The sequence below is a fragment of the Arthrobacter sp. TJ-265 genome, from assembly GCF_058269135.1.
In genome coordinates, this window is the sequence record NZ_JBZCND010000001.1 from 572,920 (window position 1) to 593,569 (window position 20,650).

Below are 20,650 nucleotides of genomic sequence, written 5' to 3' on the forward strand. Positions count from 1 at the left end.
TGCTGGGGGCGCGCTGGGGACTACCTGTGAACCTTTGGTTGCAGCTCGGTAACAACACCTAACTGGTCCGTCCCCGGGATACCTGTCGGCAACAATGTCCACTTAGGCTTTTGGTCACGTGAGTAGCGTCACCTCCTGGGGGTGACGTGCCGGCTGTCATGCAACACCGCCTGAAGCCGCAACCACACTATGAAAGAGGAGGCGGAATGCGTTTCGGACGTACTTCCAAAGCTGTGGGAGTGGCTGCTGTCGCAGCGCTCGCATTGAGCGCCTGCGCTGCCAACACGGGGACTGAAACCACCGAAGAGGGCACCGAGGGCGAAGCAACCGGCGGAAACATCCGCGTCGTCGAAGTCAATGCCTTCAGCTCGTTCAACTCGAGCACCTCCGAAGGCAATGTGGACATCAACGGAAAGATCGCCTACGCGACCCACTCCGGCTTCGTCTACATCAACAACGACCTCGAGGTCGTGAAGAACGAGGACTTCGGCACCATGGAGGTCCTCTCCGAGGATCCGCTGAGCGTCAAGTACACGGTCAACGAAGGCGTCACCTGGTCCGACGGCGAACCGGTCGACGGCGGAGACCTGCTGCTGGCGTGGGCCATCGAGTCCGGCTACTTCAACGACTCCACCACCGACGACGCCGGTGAGGTCGTCTCGGGCGCCACCTACTTCGACTACGCGGGCGACACCAGTGGCCTCGGACTCACCGAACTCCCGGAGATCGGCGAGGACGGCCGCTCCATCACCCTGAACTACTCCGAGCCCTTCGCCGACTACGAGGTGGCCTTCGGCCTGATGAGCGAGGGTGGCATCGACACGCCCGCTCACGTACTCGCGGAGAAGGGCGGCCTGGCCGACGAGGATGCGCTGATCGAGCTCATCAACACGACGCCCGCCGGTGACCCGGAGTCTCCCGTGGAGCGCCCCGAGATCCAGGCACTGGCGGACTTCTGGAACACGGGCTTCGACACGAAGTCGCTCCCCACCGACCCGTCGCTCTTCCTCTCCAACGGTCCATTCATCGCCTCCGCCATCACGCCGGACCAGTCGATGACGCTGACCCGCAACGAGGACTACGACTGGGGCCCTATCCCGAAGGTCGACGAGATCACCGTCCGCTACATCGGTGAAGCCCCCGCCCAGGTGCAGGCCCTGCAGAACGGCGAGGTGGACATCATCGCCCCGCAGGCGTCGGCCGATACCGTCGAGCAGCTCGAGGGCCTCGAGGGCGTCACTGTGGAGCAGGGCAACCAGCTCTCCTACGACCACCTCGACCTCAACTTCAGTGGCGTGTTCGAGGACGAGAACGTCCGCGAGGCGTTCATGAAGACCGTCCCGCGCCAGCAGCTCGTGGACACCATCGTCAAGAAGATCAACCCGGACGCCGCACCGCTCGACTCGCAGCTGTTCCTCACGGATCAGGAGCCCTACGAGGAGACCGCCGCGAACAACGGGTCGGACGCCTATGCAGAGGTCGACATCGAGGGCGCCAAGGAACTCCTTGCCGGAGCGACGCCCGAGGTCCGCATCATGTACAACCGCGACAACCCGAACCGCCTGAACTCGTACACGCTGATCGCTGAATCCGCCGCCCAGGCCGGGTTCAAGATCGTCGACGGCGGCCTCGGATCCTCTGACTGGGGAGCCGCGCTCGGCAACGGGACCTACGACGCCACCATCTTCGGTTGGATCAACTCGGGCGTCGGCGTGTCCGGCGTTCCGCAGATCTTCAAGACCGCCAACGGGTCCAACTTCAACGGGTTCTCGAGCCCCGAGGCCGACGCGCTGATGGACGAGCTCATCGTGACCACGGATCCGGACGAGCAGGACAGGATCCAGATCGAGATCGACAAGCTGATCTGGGACTCGAAGTACGGACTGCCGCTCTTCCAGGTGCCCGGCGTCGACGCTTACAGCGACAACGTCACCGGCATCGAGTACATGCCGAACCAGACCGGTGTCTGGTGGAACTTCTGGGACTGGCAGGTCGTCCAGTAGTTCCGACGCCGGAACACGCTCGACCGAGGAAGGCGCCGGGACGGGGGACTCGCCCGTCCCGGCGCCTTCTTCTGCGTCACTGAATTAGAATTTGCGTCAACACGGGAACCCCTACCCGATTCAAACTTGAGGCCTGAGACCTATGGTGACCTACATCGTTCGGCGTCTGGTGACTGCCGTCCTCATCCTGTTCGGCGCATCGTTCGTCGTGTACCAGCTCACCGCCCTCTCCGGTGATCCGCTCGAGGACCTGCGCGCGAGCAACGCCCCGAACCGGGATCAGCTCATCCAGGCGCGCACCGAGCTCCTCGACCTGAACACGCCGGCGCCCCTGCGGTACTTCGGCTGGCTCGCCGGGGCCGCGAAGTGCATCGTCCCCTTCGCCGCCACCTGCGACCTCGGGTCCAGCATCCAGGGTGAGGCCGTCACCACCTCGCTCAGCCGCGCGATGGGCAACACCATCACACTCGTGGCGACCGCCACGGTGCTCGCGATCATCATCGGCATCTCGCTCGGCATCATCACGGCGCTGCGCCAGTACAGCGGGCTGGACTACGGCGTGACCTTCATGTCCTTCCTGTTCTTCTCCCTCCCGATCTTCTGGCTGGCCGTCCTGCTCAAGGAGTTCGGGGCCATCGGCTTCAACAACTTCCTCGACGATCCCGACATACCGCCGTCCACCATCGCCGTCGTCGCCATAGCGAGCGGACTGATCTGGGCGCTCTTCGCCAGCAAGTCCTGGAAACGGAAGGGGATCGCCTTCGTCCTCGGCGCCGTCGTCGCCGCGGTGCTGCTCTTCCTCCTCGACCTCGTGGGCTGGTTCGCCGACCCCGGCCTCGGACCGGTCGTCATCCTCGTCACCGGCGTCGGTATCGCCTTCGGAATCGTCCTGCTCACCGCCGGCCTCCGCAACCGCAAGGCCCTGTACTCCTCGCTGATCATGGTGGCCCTGGGCCTGGTGGCCTACTACGTCGTCAACCCGGTCCTCAACGCGGCAACCATCTGGATGATCATCATCCTCGCGGTCATCACCGTGCTCGTCGGCCTGGGGGTCGGCTACGCCATGGGCGGGTACGACCGCAGCCAGAGCATGCGCGCGGCGGCCCTCACCGGTCTGCTCATGGGCTTCCTGATCGTCGTGGACCGCTTCATGGTCACGTGGCCGTCGTACGTGAGCAACCCGCGGGTCCGCGGCAGGCCGATCGCCACGGTCGGCGCGGAGACGCCCGGGCTGGAGGGGACGTTCTGGATCAACGGCCTGGACACCTTCACGCACCTCCTGCTCCCCACCCTCGCGCTGCTCCTCGCGTCCCTCGCCAGCTACAGCCGCTACTCCCGCGCCTCGATGCTCGAGATCATGAACATGGACTACATCCGCACGGCCCGGGCCAAGGGCCTCAGCGAGCGGACGGTCGTCATGCGTCACGCGTTCCGTAATGCGCTGATCCCGCTCGCCACCCTCGTGGCCTTCGACATCGGCGCGCTGATCGGCGGCGCCATCATCACCGAGCAGGTGTTCGCCTTCTCCGGCATGGGCCAGCTCTTCGTCCAGGCCCTCCAGCGGACGGACCCCGACCCCATCATGGGCTTCTTCCTGGTGGCCGGCATCCTGGCGCTGGTGTTCAACCTCGTCGCCGACATCGCGTACTCGGTCCTCGATCCTCGCGTAAGGGTAAAAGCATGAGCATCCAGACCCCCTCCGACTTCCCCGACACCGACGCCGCGACCGTCACCGGACCGGAGCGTCCTGCCTCCGAGCCGGAGGCCAAGGGCCTGTCGCAGGGGCAGATCGTCCGGAAGAAGTTCTTCGACAACACCGCGGCGATCATCAGCCTCGTCGTGTTCGCCGTCGTGTTCGTCCTCGCCTTCACATCCGTCGGGTTCGCCGGCATCCCCGGGTGGTGGAAGTACAACCACACCGAGTTCCTCCCCCTGGTCAACGGGGGAGCGCCGACCGTCACCGGCCCCTTCAGCTGGGGGGACCACCCGTTCGGCCAGGATTCGATCGGGCGCGACTACTTCGCCATGACGATGCGCGGCACCCAGAACTCGATCATCATCATGTTCATCATCGGCGCCCTCGCCGGCCTCGTCGGGGTCGTCATCGGCGCGTGCTCCGGCTACTTCCGCGGCTGGCCCGAAGCCGTGCTGATGCGCTTCACCGACGTCATCATCATCATCCCCGTGGTCCTCGCCGCAGCGACCCTCGGCGAGGCGGTCAACCGGTTCGTCGGCCCGGGTGCGCAGATCTGGCTCCTGGGGCTGTTCCTCGGGCTCGTGCTCTGGACCGGCCTGGCGCGCCTCGTCCGCGGCGAGTTCCTGACGCTCCGCGAGCGCGAGTTCGTCGACGCCGCGAAGATCGCCGGAGCCTCCAACACCCGGATCATCTTCAAGCACATCCTGCCCAATGCGGTGGGCGTCATCATCGTGAACACCACCCTGCTCATGTCCTCCGCCATCCTGCTCGAGACCGCACTGAGCTACATCGGCTTCGGCGTGAAGGCGCCGGACGTCTCCCTGGGCCTCATCATCAGCCAGAACCAGGAGGCGTTCCAGACGCGACCATGGCTGTTCTGGTTCCCCGGCCTGTTCATCGTGCTGATCTGCCTGTGCATCAACTTCATCGGCGACGGCCTCCGCGACGCCTTCGACCCGCGGCAGAAGAAGTTCAGCGCGAGCCGCGCCAAGGAATCAGGGAAGCCTGCAGCCGCGTGAGCAGGTGCCTAGGAGCCCAGGTCCAGGGAGACCGCGCCGGCCGCCACCAGCAGGACCGCACCGGCGATGCAGGACCAGTTCCAGCGGCGGTGGACGCTGCCCGGGTGGTCGACGTCGATCCGGCCGCCCTCCACGAGGGCCTGCCAGCGCGTGCGCACCTCGTAGGCGGCATAGCCCGAGTCGGTGTTCTTCATGTCGCCCGGGCGGACGGACCCGCCGGGACCGTAGCTCGTCGAGGGCAGGTTGGTGACGTGCTCGGGTTTGCCGGCGTGGGTCCCCCACACCCCGGGAGCGGGCGCCGCCCAGGCGGTGTACGCGCCGGACGGCGTGACGAGCTTCAGTGCGTACTTGGTGTCGACATCGATCAGCGCGGACCACGGGACCCGGACGGTCGCCAGGGGGTTGCGCAGGGTGACGGCGTCCTCGGCGAAGACCACCGCCGGGTACCAGAACAGCCACCAGCCCGCATAGGCGACGCCGATCAGCGGCCAGCCGGCGAGCAGGCCGGCGGGGCCCTGCGCGGCGACGACGGTGGCCAGGCCGCCGAGCGCGACCAGCACGGCGACACCCGTGAACCAGACACTGGTCCGCGGCCTGAACACGGTGGCCCCGGCCACCTTCGAGCTCTTCATGGCTCAATGATCCCAGCACGGCAGCCGCTCGCGGCAATCCAGGAGGGGTCGCGATCCCGCGGCGCCTCCGTCACGAAGGAGGACCCCTCATGAGTACCCAGGTCATCGGCGGCACCGGAGACACCGGAGCGGATCTGCCGGCATCCCAGGGTCCCGTGCTCGAGGTCCGGAACCTCAGCGTGGACTTCGGCGTCGACAAGAAGTGGGTTCCTGCGGCCATCGACCTGAACTACGAGGTGAAGGCCGGCGAGGTGCTCGCCATCGTGGGGGAGTCCGGCTCCGGCAAGAGCGCCAGTTCGATGTCGCTGCTCGGGCTGCTGCCCTCGAACAGCCGGGTCACGGGCGAGGTGCTGCTCAACGGCAAGTCCGTGCTGACGATGTCTCCGGCCAGGCTGCGCCAGATCCGCGGCAACGACGTCGCCGTCATCTTCCAGGAACCCATGACGGCCCTGAACCCCGTCTACACCGTCGGCTTCCAGATCGTCGAGACGCTGCGCCTGCACAACGAGATCTCGCCCGACGAGGCGAAGCAGCGCGCGCTGCGCCTCCTGCAGATGGTCGAGCTGCCGGACCCCGACAAGGCGTTCCGGTCCTACCCGCACCAGCTCTCCGGCGGCCAGCGCCAGCGCGCCATGATCGCCCAGTCGCTGTCCTGCGACCCCAAGCTCCTCATCGCCGACGAGCCCACCACGGCCCTCGACGTGACGGTACAGGCGGAGATCCTCGACCTCATGCGCAACCTGAGGACCCAGCTCAACAGCGCGATCGTCCTGATCACCCACGACATGGGCGTGGTCGCGGACCTCGCCGACCGGATCGCCGTGATGCGCCAGGGGCGCATCGTGGAGACCGGTACGGCGGAGCAGATCTTCAGGAACCCGCAGCACGAGTACACCAGGGCGCTCCTCGCCGCCGTGCCCCACCTCGGGCAGGGGGACGGGAACGACGACGTCGACGTCACCGCGGCGCTCGCGGCGGCGACCCACACGGACCTGCAGACGGTGGACCACGACGAACTCGAGCGGCGCGAACAGAACGTGCTCGCGCAGCTCGCCGACGCCGAGCACGAGGTGGCCTCGCACGGGACGCCCGGGGTGGCGCCGGTCCTCGAACTGATCGACGTCGCCATCGAGTACCCGAAGCAGGGGCGCGTGCCGGCGTTCCGCGCCGTCGAGGGCGCGAACCTGACGGTGTACCCCGGGCAGGTCATCGGCCTCGTCGGGGAGTCGGGCTCGGGCAAGACGACCATCGGCCGGGCCGCCGTCGGGCTGCTGCCGGTCGCCGCGGGATCCCTGAAGGTCGTCGGCACGGACGTCTCCGGGTTCCGCCCCTCCTCCAAGGAGCTCGCCAAGGTCCGCCGCCACGTGGGCATGGTGTTCCAGGACCCGTCGTCGTCGCTGAACCCCAGGCTGCCCATCGGTGAGAGCATCGGCGAGCCGATGTACCTCGCGGGCGAGGCGAAGGGCGGCGAGCTGCAGAAACGCATCGAGGCGCTCCTCGACCAGGTGGAGCTACCGCGTGCCTACCGCAACAGGTATCCGCACGAGCTCTCGGGTGGCCAGAAGCAGCGCGTGGGTATCGCCCGGGCGCTGTCGCTCAAGCCGAAGCTGATGGTCGCGGACGAGCCGACGTCGGCCCTCGACGTCTCCGTGCAGGCGAAGGTCCTGGAACTGTTCCAGAACCTGCAGCGCGAGCTGGGCTTCGCCTGCCTGTTCGTCACCCACGACCTGGCGGTCGTCGACGTGCTCGCGGACTACATCTGCGTGATGCGGCGCGGCCGGATCGTGGAGCAGGGGTCCCGGGACCAGATCCTGCGCAGCCCCCAGGACCCGTACACGCAGCGGCTGCTGGCGGCGGTCCCGCTGCCTGATCCCGAGAAGCAGCGGGAACGCCGCGAACTCCGCGCCAAGCTCCTGACGGTCTCCGACTGACCGAGGGGACGCCCCCCGCTCCGACGCCCGGTCCATGCCCGCCCTGCCGCCGCAGGGCGGGCTTTTCCGTGGGCTGGAGGGCCCTCCACTCCTCCTGATGTTCAGAGAAGCAACAGAACGGGCATATGATTTCTCGGTGTGAGTTGGCTCTCGCGCTCTGCGAGGGCCGCTGAACCGGCCGAATCCGGGCCGGTAGGACCCAATTATTAGGAGGCGGAATGCGTTTCACGCGCACTTCCAAAATGCTCAGCGTCGCGGCCCTGGCCGCGCTGTCGCTCAGTGCATGTGGCGGCGGAGACACCGAATCAGGCGCCGAGGGTGGCAACACCGAAGCCGTGATCGTGGTGGATGGGTCCGAGCCCCAGAACCCGCTGATCCCCACCAGCACCAACGAGGTGGGCGGCGGAGCGATCCTCGACCTCGTCTTCGCGGGCCTCGTCAGCTACGACGCCGACGGCAAGCCCCAGAACGAGATGGCGGAGTCCATCGAGACGGAGGACGCCCAGAACTACACGATCACGCTCAAGGAGGGCAAGACCTTCACCAACGGCGACCCGGTCACGGCGAGCTCCTTCGTGGACGCCTGGAACTACGGTGCCGCGGCGAAGAACGCCCAGCTCTCGAGCTACTTCTTCGAGAGCATCGAGGGCTACGACGAGGCCAGCGCCGAGGGCTCCACCGTGGAGACCATGAGCGGCCTGAAGGTCGTCGACGACCGGACGTTCACCGTCGCGCTGTCCCAGCCGGAATCCGACTGGCCGCTGCGCCTGGGCTACAGCGCGTTCTACCCGCTGCCGGCCGCCGCCCTCGAGGACCCCGCCACGTTCGGTGAGAACCCGATCGGCAACGGACCCTACAAGTTCGCCTCCGAGGGTGCCTGGCAGCACAACCAGCAGATCGAACTCGTGCCCAACGACGAGTACGAAGGTCCCCAGGCCGCCCAGAACGGCGGCGTGACGTTCAAGATCTACCAGAACGACACGACGGCCTACCAGGACCTGATCTCGGACAACCTGGACGTCCTGAAGACCATCCCGACGAGCGACATCAAGAACTTCGAGAGCGATCTCGGCGAGCGTGCCATCGAGGCGCCGTACGCGGGCAACCAGACCATCGCCGTGCCGTACTACCTACCGAACTGGGAGGGCGAGGCCGGCAAGCTGCGCCGCCAGGCGCTGTCGATGGCGATCAACCGCGACGAGATCACCGAGGTCATCTTCAACGGTGGCCGCGAACCGGCGAAGGACTTCACCGCTCCCGTCCTCGAGGGCTACAGCGCGGACCTGCCGGGCAGCGAGAACCTCGAGTACAACCCGGAGGAAGCCAAGAAACTCTGGGCCGACGCCGAGAAGATCTCGCCCTACGACGAGTCGCAGCCCCTGACCATCGGCTACAACGCCGACAAGGGCGACCACAAGACGTGGGTCGAGGCCGTGGTGAACAACATCAAGAACAACCTCGGCATCGAGGTCGCGGGCAAGCCCTACGCGACCTTCAAGGAAGCCCGCACCGAGGCGACGGACGAGACCCTCACGGGTGCCCTCCGCGCCGGCTGGCAGGCCGACTACCCGTCGCTGTACAACTTCCTCGGACCCATCTACGCCACCGGCGCCGGGTCCAACGATGCCCGCTACAGCAACCCCGAATTCGACCAGCAGCTGACCGACGGACTCGCCGCCGGCTCTGTCGAGGAGGGCAACGAGGCCATGAACAAGGCCCAGGAACACCTCCTGGAGGACCTTCCGGCCATCCCGCTGTGGTACCAGGTCGCCCAGGGCGGCTGGAGCAACAACGTGGACAACGTTGAGTTCGGCTGGAACGGCGTTCCGCTCTACTACGCCATCACCGGCAAGTAACCCGTAACGGTCTCGGGGCCTGCCCGGCACAGGGCAGGCCCCTTTTCCGTGCTCCAACGAAAAGGTTCGACACCTCATGAGCAACCCCCACCCGCATCCCGTCCGGATGCACGCAGTACCGGCAGGTGCACGCTGATGGTCTGGTACATCGTCCGGCGCTTCCTGCAGCTGATCCCCGTCTTCCTCGGCGCGACCCTGCTGGTGTACTTCCTCGTCTTCAGCCTCCCGGGTGACGCCACCGCCGCCATCTGCGGCGAGCGCGGCTGCACGCCCGCCGTCGTCGCCGGACTGCGCGAGCAGTACAACCTCGACCAGCCCTTCTGGATCCAGTACCTGCTCTACCTCAAGGGCGTACTGACCTTCGATCTCGGCACGAACTTCTCCGGCCGCCCCATCGCGACGATCATCGCCGAGGTCTTCCCGACCACCGCGAAGCTCGCCATCATGGCCCTCGTCATCGAGGCCGTCTTCGGCATCGTCTTCGGCCTCATCGCGGGCCTCCGCAAGGGCCGGATCTTCGACTCCTCGGTCCTCGTCCTGTCCCTGATCGTCATCGCCGTGCCCATCTTCGTGCTCGGCTTCCTGATGCAGTTCCTGATCGGCGTCAAACTCCAGTGGACCAACCCGACCGTCAGCGGCGACGCGACCATCACCGAGCTCCTGCTCCCGGCCGTGGTCCTGGGACTGGTGTCCTTCGCCTATGTGCTGCGCCTGACCCGGACCAGCATCATCGAGAACGTCAACGCCGACTACGTGCGCACCGCGACGGCCAAGGGCCTCAGCCGCCGGCGCGTCGTCGTCGTGCACGTCCTCCGCAACTCCCTGATCCCCGTCGTGACCTTCCTCGGTGCGGACCTCGGTGCCCTCATGGGCGGCGCGATCGTGACCGAGGGCATCTTCAACGTGAACGGCGTCGGCAACACCCTCTACCGCGCCGTGCTGAACGGTGACGGACCGATGGTCGTCTCGATCGTCACGTTCCTGATCCTCATCTTCTGCCTCGCGAACCTGCTGGTGGATCTCCTGTACGCGTGGCTGGACCCAAGGATTCGATATGCCTGAACCAACATCTTCCGTCGCTGTCACCGAGGCCGCCGCGCCCGTGGCACGCACCAAGACGTCCGCCTACCCGATCGAGCACTTCGTCGCCGACCTCGACGAGACGCCGCTCCGGGCCACGGACAGCGCGGTGTCCGACGCCGCTCCCCGCAGCCTGTGGGGCGAGGCGTGGCGCAGCCTGCGGAAGCAGCCGCTGTTCATCATCAGTGCGATCCTGATCCTCGCGGTCATCTTCGTGGCGCTGTTCCCCGGCCTCTTCACCAGCGAGCCGCCCAACGAGAACTGCCTGCTGGAGAACTCGGACGGCGGACCGGCCCCCGGCCACCCGCTCGGCTTCACCGTGCAGGGCTGCGACATCCTCTCCCGCGTGGTGTACGGCACGCAGTCCTCGCTGACCGTCGGCCTGTTCGCCACGCTCGGCGTCGTCGTGATCGGCGGCCTCATCGGTGCACTGGCGGGCTTCTTCGGTGGCTGGGTCGACGCGATCCTCGCCCGCGTGGGCGACATCTTCTTCGCCCTCCCGCTGATCCTCGGCGCGATCGTCGTCGTGCAGCTGCCCGTGTTCCAGCAGAACCGGAACGTGTGGACGCTCGTCGTCATCCTCGTGGCCTTCGGCTGGCCGCAGATCGCCCGCATCACGCGGGCGGCGGTGATCGAGGTGCGCAACGCGGACTTCGTCACCGCGGCCCGCTCGCTGGGCGTCTCGCCGCTGGGCGCCCTCGTCAAGCACGTCATCCCCAACGCGCTCGCGCCGGTCATCGTCATCGCGACGATCTCGCTCGGCACGTTCATCGTCGCGGAGTCGACGCTGTCCTTCCTCGGCATCGGGCTCCCGCCGGACGTCATGTCCTGGGGTAATGACATCTTCTCGGCGAAGCCGTCGCTGCGCAGCAACCCCATGGCGATCTTCTGGCCGGGCCTCGCCCTGTCGATCACCGTTCTGAGCTTCATCATGCTGGGCGACGCCCTGCGTGACGCTCTCGACCCGAAGGCACGCAAACGATGAGTCACAGCACAGGAACCCAGACGCGCGGCCGCCGCGCCGCGTCGGACGGAGCGGATACACCGCAGCCGCTGCTCGAGCTCCGGGACCTCGCCATCACCTTCTCGACGTCGACCGGGGAGGTCCCGGCGGTGCGCAACGCGCACCTGACCGTGATGCCCGGCGAGACCGTCGCGATCGTGGGGGAGTCGGGATCCGGCAAGTCGACGACGGCGCTGGCCGCGATCGGCCTCCTGCCCGCCAACGGCAGGGTGTCCAACGGCAGCATCATCTTCGACGGCGAGGACATCACCCACGCCTCGGAGAAGCGGATCGTCGCACTCCGCGGGTCCTCGATCGGGATGGTGCCGCAGGACCCCATGTCCAACCTGAACCCCGTCTGGAAGATCGGGTTCCAGGTCCGGGAGACACTGAAGGCCAACGGGCTTCCCAGCGGACCGCAGGATGTCGCCAAGGTGCTCTCCGAGGCGGGCCTGCCCGACGCCGAGTCGCGCGCCAACCAGTACCCGCACGAGTTCTCCGGTGGCATGCGCCAGCGCGCGCTGATCGCGATCGGGCTGTCCTGCCGGCCGCGCCTGCTCATCGCCGACGAGCCGACGTCGGCCCTGGACGTCACCGTGCAGCGGCAGATCCTGGACCACCTCGACACCATGACCGAGGAGCTCGGCACCGCCGTGCTGCTCATCACCCACGACCTCGGGCTCGCCGCCGAGCGCGCGCACAAGGTGATCGTCATGTACAAGGGGCAGGTCGTCGAGGCCGGGCCGGCCCTCGAGCTGCTCACGAACCCCCGCCACCCCTACACGCAGAAGCTCGTGGCGTCCGCGCCGTCGATCGCGTCGCGCCGCATCGAGTCCGCCAAGAAGGCCGGTGTCGCGACCGACGACCTGCTCGCACCGGCGGCACCGGCGGACGCCGCCCGGGACAGGGTGATCGAGGTCGAGGACCTGACGAAGGTCTTCAGGATCCGCGGCAACTGGGGCAGGTCCACCGACTTCACCGCGGTGGACAAGGTGTCCTTCTCCATCGCCCGCGGGACCACCACCGCCGTGGTGGGGGAGTCGGGCTCGGGGAAGTCCACCGTGGCGAGGATGGTCCTCGGCCTGGAGAACGCGACGTCGGGCAGCATCCGGTTCGACGGCGTGGACATCACCACCCTCGGCCGGAAGGAGATGTTCGACTTCCGCCGGCGCGTGCAGCCGATCTTCCAGGACCCCTACGGCTCGCTCGACCCGATGTACAACATCTACCGGACCATCGAGGAGCCGCTCCGCGTCCACGGCGTGGGGAACGCGAAGAGCCGGGAGAAGAAGGTGCGTGAGCTGCTCGACCAGGTGGCGCTGCCGTCCGCGATGATGCAGCGCTTCCCCAACGAGCTCTCGGGCGGGCAGCGGCAGCGCGTGGCGATCGCGCGCGCCCTGGCGCTCGACCCCGAGGTGGTCATCTGCGACGAGGCCGTCTCGGCGCTCGACGTGCTGGTGCAGGCGCAGATCCTCAACCTGCTCGCCGACCTGCAGTCGGAGCTCGGCCTGAGCTACCTGTTCATCACCCACGACCTCGCGGTGGTCCGGCAGATCGCCGACCATGTGGCCGTCATGGAGAAGGGCAGGCTCGTGGAGCAGGGCACCACCGACGAAGTGTTCGACAACCCCCGCACGGCCTACACCCAGGCCCTGCTCGCGGCGATCCCCGGGGCGGGGCTGGTCCTGCCTCCCGAGGTCGCCTGAGGTAGAGGCCCGGCCTGCGCGCGTCGTCGCGCAGGCCGGTCGACGGACGGCAGGCGGTCCCCGGTCGGGGGCCGCCTGCTGCGTACGGACAGGTGACACCCGTCCCGGAGGTAACAATGAGCGCACGATCCGCGGCGGCGCCCTCCGCGGGAGCCGATCGCCCGGGATCCCTGCACTGGCGCCGATCCGTACGGCGCCGACGGCGCAGCGTACGACGTCGGGAGCGCCGGGGCACTCCTGTCCTTCGCCTCTTGACGCGGTGATCCTCGGTAGGCTTGGCAGTTGCCCTGTGACGCGGCGCCACCGCGACGCGTCACGTCGCATCACCGAAGGAGACGATTCATGAGTATCAAGCCCCCGGAAGAGGCTGTCGCCGGTCCGCCCACGCCGAAGGAGCGGACCGGAGAAACGAGCACGGGACAAAGAGCGCGATTGGCCCTGCCGGTGTTCATCCCGGCCGCGGCCCTGATCGTGGTTTTCGTCGCGTTCGTCCTCGTTTCCCCGGACACCGCGGCCGCCCTGTTCGCGGGCATCCAGGAGAACGTGATCGGCGCCTTCGGCTGGTACTACGTGGCCATCGTGGCATTCTTCGTGGCGTTCTCGCTGTGGGTGGGCTTCAGCCGCTACGGCGACATCCGCCTCGGCAAGGACGACGACAAGCCCGAGTTCTCCACCATGTCCTGGTTCGCCCTGCTCTTCGCCGCGGGCATGGGCATCGGCCTGGTCTTCTGGGGCGTGGCCGAACCGCTCAACCACTTCGCCAGCCCCCGCCCCGGCGTCACCGGCACCGAGGTGCAGATCGGGCAGCAGGCCATCACCCAGACCTTCCTCCACTGGGGACTGCACGCCTGGAGCATCTACGTCGTCGTGGGCCTCTCGATCGCCTACGCCGTGCACCGGCGCGGCCGCCCGATCTCCATCCGCTGGACCCTCGAACCCCTGCTCGGCGACCGCGTCAAGGGCGCCTGGGGCCACGCCATCGACGTCGTCGCGCTCGTGGGAACGCTGTTCGGCGTCGCCACCTCGCTGGGACTCGGCGTGCTCCAGATCTCCTCGGGGCTGGACAGCGCGAACATCCTCGCCGCCACCGAAGCCACGCAGGTGGGGTTGATCCTCTGCATCACCGCCCTGACCATCGTGTCCGTGATCTCCGGCGTGGGCAAGGGCATGAAGTGGCTCTCGAACATCAACCTCGTCCTCGCCGGGCTCCTGCTGCTCGTGGTGCTCTTCGCGGGTCCCACGCTCTTCCTCCTGCGCGAGTTCGTCCAGTCCATCGGCAACTACCTCCAGAACGTCGTCGGGCTGACCTTCAACACGCTGGCGTTCTCCGGCGCGGAGGGTGAGGCCTGGCAGGCGGCCTGGACCACGTTCTACTGGGGCTGGTGGATGTCCTGGGCTCCGTTCGTCGGCATCTTCATCGCCCGGATCTCGAAGGGACGCACCGTCCGCGAGTTCGTCGCGGGCGTGCTCCTGGTCCCCACCACCCTGGGCTTCCTGTGGTTCTCCGTGCTCGGCGGCTCCGCCATCTACCGCGAGATCTTCGGCCAGGGCGGCCTGATCGCGGAGGACGGCTCGGTGGACACCGAGAACGCCCTCTTCGGGCTGCTGGGCGGACTGCCGGGCGGGCCTGCGCTGCTCATCGGCGCCATCCTCCTGATCGCGATCTTCTTCATCACGTCCGCCGACTCGGGTGCCCTCGTGATGAGCATGATCTCCACGGGCGGCGACCCCAATCCGAGGAACTGGATCCGCGTGTTCTGGGCGGTGCTGGCAGCGCTCGTCGCCATCGCCCTGCTCCTGGTGGGTGACACCGGCCTGAGCTCCATCCAGACGGCGGCGATCCTCACGGCGCTCCCGTTCAGCGTCGTGATGCTCGCCATGTGCGTGGCGACGGCCAAGGCGTTCCACGGGGAGCACCGAGCGTGGCAGGCGACCCAGCGGAGGCTCGCGGCGACGGCGATGGCCGACCGCGTGGCCGATCAGGTCCACGAGTCGATGTCAGGTCGGGTGGAGCGGCAGGTGCAGGAACACCTCGCCGACCATGCGTCGGACACGCTGTCCGAGGGACCTGCCGGCACCGATCGGTCCGCCGGGCAGAGCGCCGGCGAGGCTGCCGGTCCGCGGTTCCGGCGGACCCGCCGGCCGTAGCCGCACACCCCGCGATCCACGCACGACGGCGGCGGTCCTCCCGCGGGGAGGGCCGCCGCCGTGGTCCGTGCACACCCTCCGGACGCCGGTTGACAGGGTGCATTAGGTCCGTTTTTGCCCAGCGCCTAGACTGGTAAGAGGGCGAGCAGTGCAGCCGCCGTCAATTTTCCCGCAGTAGATACCGAATTGAGTAATAACGCATGTCTGAAACCACAGGCAACACCGCTGTTCGCAGCGACCTCCGCAACGTAGCCATCGTGGCCCACGTTGACCACGGAAAAACCACCCTGGTCGACGCCATGCTGAAGCAGACCAACTCGTTCGCTGCGCACGGAGACGTCGCCGACCGCGTCATGGACTCGGGTGACCTCGAGCGCGAGAAGGGCATCACCATCCTCGCGAAGAACACCACGGTGTTCTACGACGGCCCCTCCGCCAAGGGCGAGACCATCACCATCAACGTGATCGACACCCCGGGCCACGCCGACTTCGGCGGCGAGGTGGAGCGAGGCCTCTCCATGGTCGACGGCGTCGTCCTCCTCGTCGACGCCTCCGAGGGCCCGCTGCCCCAGACGCGCTTCGTGCTCCGCAAGGCCCTCGCGGCCAAGCTCCCCGTCATCCTGCTGGTCAACAAGACCGACCGCCCGGACTCCCGCATCGAGGAGGTCGTCAGCGAGTCGATGGACCTCCTCCTCGGCCTCGCGTCCGACCTCGCCGACGAGGTCCCCGACCTCGACCTCGACCTGATCCTCAACGTGCCCGTCGTCTACGCCGCGGCCCGCGTCGGTGCCGCCTCGATCGAGCAGCCGGCCAACGGCTCCGCACCGGCCAACGACAACCTGGAGCCCCTGTTCCAGACGATCATCGAGCACATCCCCGCGCCCCGCTACAACCCGAACGGCGTCCTGCAGGCGCACGTCACCAACCTCGACGCCTCGCCCTTCCTCGGCCGCCTCGCGCTGCTGCGCATCTTCAACGGCACGCTGCGCAAGGGCCAGCAGGTCGCCTGGGCCCGCCAGAACGGTGAGCTGAAGACCGTCAAGATCACCGAACTCCTCGCCACCAAGGCGCTGGACCGCGTGCCCACCGATTCCGCCGGACCCGGCGAGATCGTCGCCGTCGCCGGCATCGAGGGCATCACCATCGGGGAGACGCTCACCGACGTCGACAACCCGCAGCCGCTGCCGCTGATCACCGTCGACGACCCCGCGATCTCGGTCACCATCGGTATCAACACCTCGCCGCTCGCCGGCAAGGTCAAGGGCGCCAAGGTCACCGCCCGCCAGGTCAAGGACCGCCTCGACAAGGAGCTGATCGGCAACGTCTCGCTCCGCGTCCTGCCCACGGCCCGCCCCGACGCCTGGGAAGTCCAGGGCCGTGGTGAGCTGGCACTCGCCATCCTCGTGGAGCAGATGCGTCGCGAGGGCTTCGAGCTGACCGTCGGCAAGCCGCAGGTGGTCACGAAGACGATCGACGGCAAGATCCACGAGCCGATGGAACACATGACCATCGACGTCCCCGAGGAGTACCTCGGCGGGGTCACGCAGCTCATGGCCGCCCGCAAGGGCCGCATGACCAACATGGCCAACCACGGCACCGGCTGGGTCCGCATGGAGTTCATCGTCCCCGCCCGCGGCCTGATCGGGTTCCGCACCCGCTTCCTCACGGACACGCGCGGCGCCGGCATCGCGGCCTCGATCTCCGAGGGCTACGAGCCGTGGGCCGGCGACATCGAGTACCGCACCAACGGCTCGATGATCGCCGACCGCTCCGGCGTCGTCACCCCGTTCGCGATGATCAACCTGCAGGAACGCGGCTCCTTCTTCGTGCAGCCCACCTCCGAGGTGTACGAGGGCATGATCGTCGGCGAGAACTCCCGCGCCGACGACATGGACGTCAACATCACGAAGGAGAAGAAGCTCACCAACATGCGTGCGGCCTCCTCCGACACCTTCGAGAACCTGACGCCCCCGCGCAACCTCACCCTCGAGGAGTCCCTCGAGTTCGCCCGCGAGGACGAGTGCGTGGAGGTCACCCCCGAGTCCATCCGCATCCGCAAGGTCATCCTCGACGCCAACGAGCGCATGCGCGCCTCGCGTTCGCGCGCCCGGGCCTAGTCCCGACGGGAACGTCAGCACCATGGCCTACGACGACGCCGGTCCTCCCCCTGCCGGGGAGGGCCGGCGTTCGCCGTTCCCGGTGCCATCTCCCGACACCCCGCGGCGCGGTGCCGCGATCGCCGGCGCCGTGGCGGCAGGGGTGGCGGCAGGGGTCTTCGGGACGGCCCTGCACGCGCACGTGCTCTTCGTGGGCGGGGCTGCCCTCCCCGTCGGGGCGGCGGCCGCCCTGGTGCTGGCGGGCAGCCTGTTCCTGCTGTGCGGTCTCTGGGCGCGGAACGTGATGATGACGGCGGTGGCGGGCGCCGTCGCGTACGGGATCGTGGGGCTCCTCTCGCGGTCGTCGAAGACGCTGATCGTCACCGGATCCTCGACGGTCGCCCCGGGGACGGCGCTCGCGGGGAATCTCTGGCTCTTCGGCGTGCTCGTCGTGACGCTCGCCGCGGTGGTGCGGGCTGTCGCCGTGCTCCGGCCACGCCGGCGACCCTAGGAAGCGGCCGGACTCAGTCGGCCGTGCGGTCGAGGTGGTGGGCCAGCATGACGGAGGTCGCCGTGCCGTCCTCGTCGGGCCCGCGCCGTGCGTAGTCCTCGAAGACCGCGCGGATGCGCCCCATCATCTCCGTACGGTGCTCGTCGTTGAGCCGGACGCCGACGCGCCAGACGTCGATCTCCGACGGCTCGAGGCCCTCGATCTCCTGCAGGAACGTCTCGACGAGGGCGGGCGCCGAATGCGGCACGCGGCTGGTGCGCGACAATCCGGTGGCGCGGTAGGGGATCTCCTTCGCCCCGCGGTTGCCGACGCGGGTGTCCTCGGCGGCAAGGAATCCCGTGGTGAGCAGGGTGCGCACGTGGTGGAGCGTCGTCGCCGGGTTGAGGCCCAGGGCCTCCGCGATCTCCTTGTTGGTCCTCGCCCTGTGCAGGCACAGCCGCAGGATACGGAGCCTGACGGGAGAGCTGAGCGCCCGACCCCGGGCCTGGAGATCCTCGTCTGAGTCCATGCGCCGATTGTACGGGAGATCGCCTGCGGGATTGGCAGGTCCCAATCACTGAGTCGGGCAGGCGACCGCCGGCCATCCTCGTCGGACCTTGCCATCCGGGCCGATCGGTGATTCGGTAGCGGGACTGCATCACGTGAGCATCAGGGGGACGGTATGGCCGATGTCAGGACGTGGGAAGTCGTTCTGCGATGGGGGATCATCCTGGGGGCCGTCGCGGTGACGGTGCTGCTGGTGAGCCCGGTGATCATCGCCAACGTCGGGACGACGATCGTCGAGGGGGCATCGGCTGCCTCGACGACGGTGACGGTGCTCGTGTCGATGCTCCCCACCGTGCTCCTCCCGTTCTCCGCAGCCCTGGTGGGCGCGGCGCTGGTGATGCGCCACGCCGAGGCCCTCGCATCAGCGGCGTCGGGCGTGGCCGCCCGGGAGCCCGGGGACTGACAGGGTCCGCGGAGCGGACGCGGTCACCGCCTCCGAGGCGCGCGGCGTGGGGGTGCCGGCGGCACCGGCCGGGCCGCGGTGACGTCGGCGAGGCGCACGACGTCGTCGCCCCTGCGGGTCCGCACCGTACAGGTGGTCCCGTCGATGGCGACGAGGTCGCCGAGCGAGTCCGTGAACCCGGTGTCCACGCGACGCCGGACGACGACCCTGGTCCCCAGGGGGAAGGAGGCGAGGAGGGATGCGGGTGTCTGCACGCCTCAAGGGTAGGCCCCGGCGGGACCCTGCGGGCGACGGGGCCGCGGAAGCCCCGGTGCTGCCGGGACGGGCCGTTGCGTTAAGCTGGAATCCGCACCGCGGGTGCGTCAGCCCGACCCCAGTCACCAGGAAAGGCGTGGGAAGTGACCTACGTAATCGCGCAGCCATGCGTGGATGTCAAGGACAAGGCCTGTATCGAGGAGTGCCCTGTCGACTGCATCTATGAGGGCGAGCGGTCGCTCTACATCCACCCCGACGAGTGCGTGGACTGCGGCGCGTGCGAGCCCGTGTGCCCGGTCGAGGCGATCTACTACGAGGACGACACCCCCGAGCAGTGGGCCGAGTACTACAAGGCCAACGTCGAGTTCTTCGACGACCTCGGCTCGCCCGGCGGCGCGGCGAAGGTCGGCAACACGGGCTTCGACCACCCCATCATCGCCGTCCTGCCGCCCCAGAACCAGCCCGCATAGGTGGCGGCCGGGGAGCCGAAGCCGTTCGGCCTGCACCTGCCCGACTACCCGTGGGACGCGCTGGTGCCCTACCGGAAGACCGCCTCCCGCCATCCCGGGGGCCTGGTGGATCTGTCCATCGGCACCCCGGTGGACCCGACGCCGGACCTGATCCGGGCGGCACTCGCCGCCGCCGCCGATGCGCACGGCTACCCCACCACCCACGGCACGGCGGCACTCCGTGAGGCGATCAGCGCCTGGTTCGCACGGCGCAGGGGAGTGCCGGGGCTCGACCCCGCGGACATCCTGCCGACCGTCGGCTCCAAGGAGCTCGTCGCGTGGCTGCCCCTGCTGCTGGGACTGGGCGAGGGCGACGTCGTCGTCCGGCCCTCCGTCGCCTACCCCACGTACGACGTCGGTGCCCACCTCGCGGGGGCGACGCCGGTCGCTGCCGACTCCCTCGCCGACCTTCCCGGGGACGTGCGGGCCCGCGTCCGCCTGGTGTGGATCAATTCGCCCGGCAATCCGACGGGGGAGGTGCTCGACGTCGAGGGCCTGCGGACCGTCGTCGACGACGCCCGTGCGCTCGGCGCGGTCGTGGCGTCCGACGAATGCTACGGCGAGCTGGGCTGGGGCCGCTGGGACCCCGCGGAGGGCGGCGAGCCCGTGCCCAGCGTGCTCGACCCCCGGGTGTGCGGCGGATCCCACGAGAACCTGCTGGCCGTCTACTCGCTGAGCAAGCAGTCCAACCTCGCCGGCTACCGGGCCGCGTTCACGGCCGGGGACCCGGTGATCGTCGCGAACCTCGTCAACTCCCGCAAGCACGCGGGGATGATCGTGCCGTACCCCGTGCAGGAGGCCATGCGGGTGGCACTGGGGGACGACGCCCACGTGGCCGCGCAGAAGGACCTGTACCGTCGTCGTCGTGCCCTGCTCGTCCCGGCCCTCGAGGCCGCCGGCTTCACGATCAGCGGCTCGGCGGCCGGACTGTACCTCTGGGCGTCGAACGGAAGCCCCACCTGGGACACCATCGACAGGCTGGCCGGACTCGGGATCCTCGCGGGCCCGGGAACGTTCTACGGCGAGGCCGGGCACGGCTTCATCAGGATGGCCCTCACGGGGAGCGACGAGCGGATCCGGGCCGCGGTGACGCGTCTCGCGGACGCTCCGCGCTGAGACGCGGTGGTCGTCCGTGCCGTCGACTTCCGGAGGGCAGCAGGATTAGCGATCGGGGGCCCGCTGACGGTAGCGTTTGGCGTGAATGTGCTGAGCCCGGGGGCCCTCGTGCGAAGCGATGATTTGTGGCGATGACCGCG

17 protein-coding genes are annotated in these 20,650 nt (G+C 68.4%); 14 read left to right on the forward strand and 3 right to left on the reverse strand.

Annotation, left to right across the window (positions count from 1 at the left end; translation table 11 throughout):
- The first annotated feature begins 239 nt into the window (after window positions 1-239).
- From AC4D2E_RS02770 to AC4D2E_RS02780, 3 genes are all read left to right on the forward strand, one after another.
- Window positions 240-2,003 carry an ABC transporter family substrate-binding protein gene (locus tag AC4D2E_RS02770; RefSeq protein WP_490951594.1) on the forward strand — a complete coding sequence of 588 codons (1,764 nt, stop codon included), beginning with the start codon at window positions 240-242 and terminating at the stop codon, window positions 2,001-2,003.
- Window positions 2,004-2,145: 142 nt separating this feature from the next.
- The gene (locus tag AC4D2E_RS02775; RefSeq protein WP_490951595.1) at window positions 2,146-3,687 is read left to right on the forward strand and encodes an ABC transporter permease; all 1,542 of its coding nucleotides are present in this window, start codon (window positions 2,146-2,148) and stop codon (window positions 3,685-3,687) included.
- Window positions 3,684-4,718, forward strand: a complete 1,035-nt coding sequence (locus AC4D2E_RS02780) for an ABC transporter permease (RefSeq protein ID WP_490951596.1) — start codon at window positions 3,684-3,686, stop codon at window positions 4,716-4,718. The genes AC4D2E_RS02775 and AC4D2E_RS02780 overlap by 4 nt, the downstream gene beginning before the upstream one ends.
- Window positions 4,719-4,726: 8 nt before the next feature.
- On the opposite strand, the gene AC4D2E_RS02785 is transcribed toward AC4D2E_RS02780, so the two are convergent.
- Window positions 4,727-5,350 (reverse strand): PH domain-containing protein, encoded by a 624-nt coding sequence (locus AC4D2E_RS02785; RefSeq protein WP_490951597.1) that lies wholly within the window; start codon window positions 5,348-5,350, stop codon window positions 4,727-4,729.
- An 89-nt stretch (window positions 5,351-5,439) separates the two neighbouring features.
- Between AC4D2E_RS02785 and AC4D2E_RS02790 the strand changes: the two genes are divergently transcribed.
- The 8 genes from AC4D2E_RS02790 to AC4D2E_RS02825 all read left to right on the forward strand — a co-directional run bounded on the left by AC4D2E_RS02790 (window position 5,440) and on the right by AC4D2E_RS02825 (window position 17,681).
- A complete protein-coding gene (locus tag AC4D2E_RS02790) occupies window positions 5,440-7,281 on the forward strand; it encodes an ABC transporter ATP-binding protein (RefSeq protein WP_490909795.1) in 1,842 nt (613 codons plus the stop codon).
- A gap of 218 nt (window positions 7,282-7,499) precedes the next feature.
- Complete coding sequence (locus AC4D2E_RS02795) at window positions 7,500-9,137, forward strand: peptide ABC transporter substrate-binding protein (protein ID WP_104166064.1); 1,638 nt, start codon at window positions 7,500-7,502, stop codon at window positions 9,135-9,137.
- A gap of 135 nt (window positions 9,138-9,272) precedes the next feature.
- The gene (locus AC4D2E_RS02800) at window positions 9,273-10,199 is read left to right on the forward strand and encodes an ABC transporter permease (RefSeq protein WP_104166063.1); all 927 of its coding nucleotides are present in this window, start codon (window positions 9,273-9,275) and stop codon (window positions 10,197-10,199) included.
- On the forward strand, window positions 10,192-11,202 hold the full coding sequence (locus tag AC4D2E_RS02805; RefSeq protein ID WP_490909794.1) for an ABC transporter permease: 1,011 nt from the start codon (window positions 10,192-10,194) through the stop codon (window positions 11,200-11,202). The genes AC4D2E_RS02800 and AC4D2E_RS02805 overlap by 8 nt, the downstream gene beginning before the upstream one ends.
- Complete coding sequence (locus tag AC4D2E_RS02810; RefSeq protein ID WP_490909793.1) at window positions 11,199-12,926, forward strand: ABC transporter ATP-binding protein; 1,728 nt, start codon at window positions 11,199-11,201, stop codon at window positions 12,924-12,926. The genes AC4D2E_RS02805 and AC4D2E_RS02810 overlap by 4 nt, the downstream gene beginning before the upstream one ends.
- Window positions 12,927-13,268: 342 nt before the next feature.
- Window positions 13,269-15,074: a BCCT family transporter gene (locus tag AC4D2E_RS02815; protein ID WP_490951598.1), complete on the forward strand. Its 1,806-nt coding sequence runs from the start codon at window positions 13,269-13,271 to the stop codon at window positions 15,072-15,074.
- A 200-nt stretch (window positions 15,075-15,274) separates the two neighbouring features.
- Window positions 15,275-17,191, forward strand: a complete 1,917-nt coding sequence (gene typA / locus AC4D2E_RS02820) for a translational GTPase TypA (RefSeq protein ID WP_104166055.1) — start codon at window positions 15,275-15,277, stop codon at window positions 17,189-17,191.
- A gap of 22 nt (window positions 17,192-17,213) precedes the next feature.
- Entirely contained in the window at window positions 17,214-17,681 is a 468-nt protein-coding gene (locus AC4D2E_RS02825; protein ID WP_490909791.1) for a hypothetical protein, read from the forward strand.
- Window positions 17,682-17,694: 13 nt separating this feature from the next.
- On the opposite strand, the gene AC4D2E_RS02830 is transcribed toward AC4D2E_RS02825, so the two are convergent.
- Window positions 17,695-18,189 (reverse strand): ArsR/SmtB family transcription factor, encoded by a 495-nt coding sequence (locus AC4D2E_RS02830; RefSeq protein WP_104166051.1) that lies wholly within the window; start codon window positions 18,187-18,189, stop codon window positions 17,695-17,697.
- Between the two features lie 153 nt (window positions 18,190-18,342).
- Between AC4D2E_RS02830 and AC4D2E_RS02835 the strand changes: the two genes are divergently transcribed.
- Window positions 18,343-18,630 carry a hypothetical protein gene (locus tag AC4D2E_RS02835; RefSeq protein ID WP_104166049.1) on the forward strand — a complete coding sequence of 96 codons (288 nt, stop codon included), beginning with the start codon at window positions 18,343-18,345 and terminating at the stop codon, window positions 18,628-18,630.
- Between the two features lie 23 nt (window positions 18,631-18,653).
- On the opposite strand, the gene AC4D2E_RS02840 is transcribed toward AC4D2E_RS02835, so the two are convergent.
- Entirely contained in the window at window positions 18,654-18,884 is a 231-nt protein-coding gene (locus tag AC4D2E_RS02840; RefSeq protein ID WP_104166047.1) for a putative acetyltransferase, read from the reverse strand.
- Between the two features lie 144 nt (window positions 18,885-19,028).
- On the opposite strand from AC4D2E_RS02840, the gene fdxA reads away from it, so the two are divergent.
- Both fdxA and dapC read left to right on the forward strand, forming a co-directional pair.
- Entirely contained in the window at window positions 19,029-19,355 is a 327-nt protein-coding gene (fdxA, locus tag AC4D2E_RS02845) for a ferredoxin (protein WP_043440973.1), read from the forward strand.
- Complete coding sequence (gene dapC, locus AC4D2E_RS02850) at window positions 19,356-20,510, forward strand: succinyldiaminopimelate transaminase (protein WP_104166045.1); 1,155 nt, start codon at window positions 19,356-19,358, stop codon at window positions 20,508-20,510.
- Window positions 20,511-20,650: the final 140 nt, after the last annotated feature.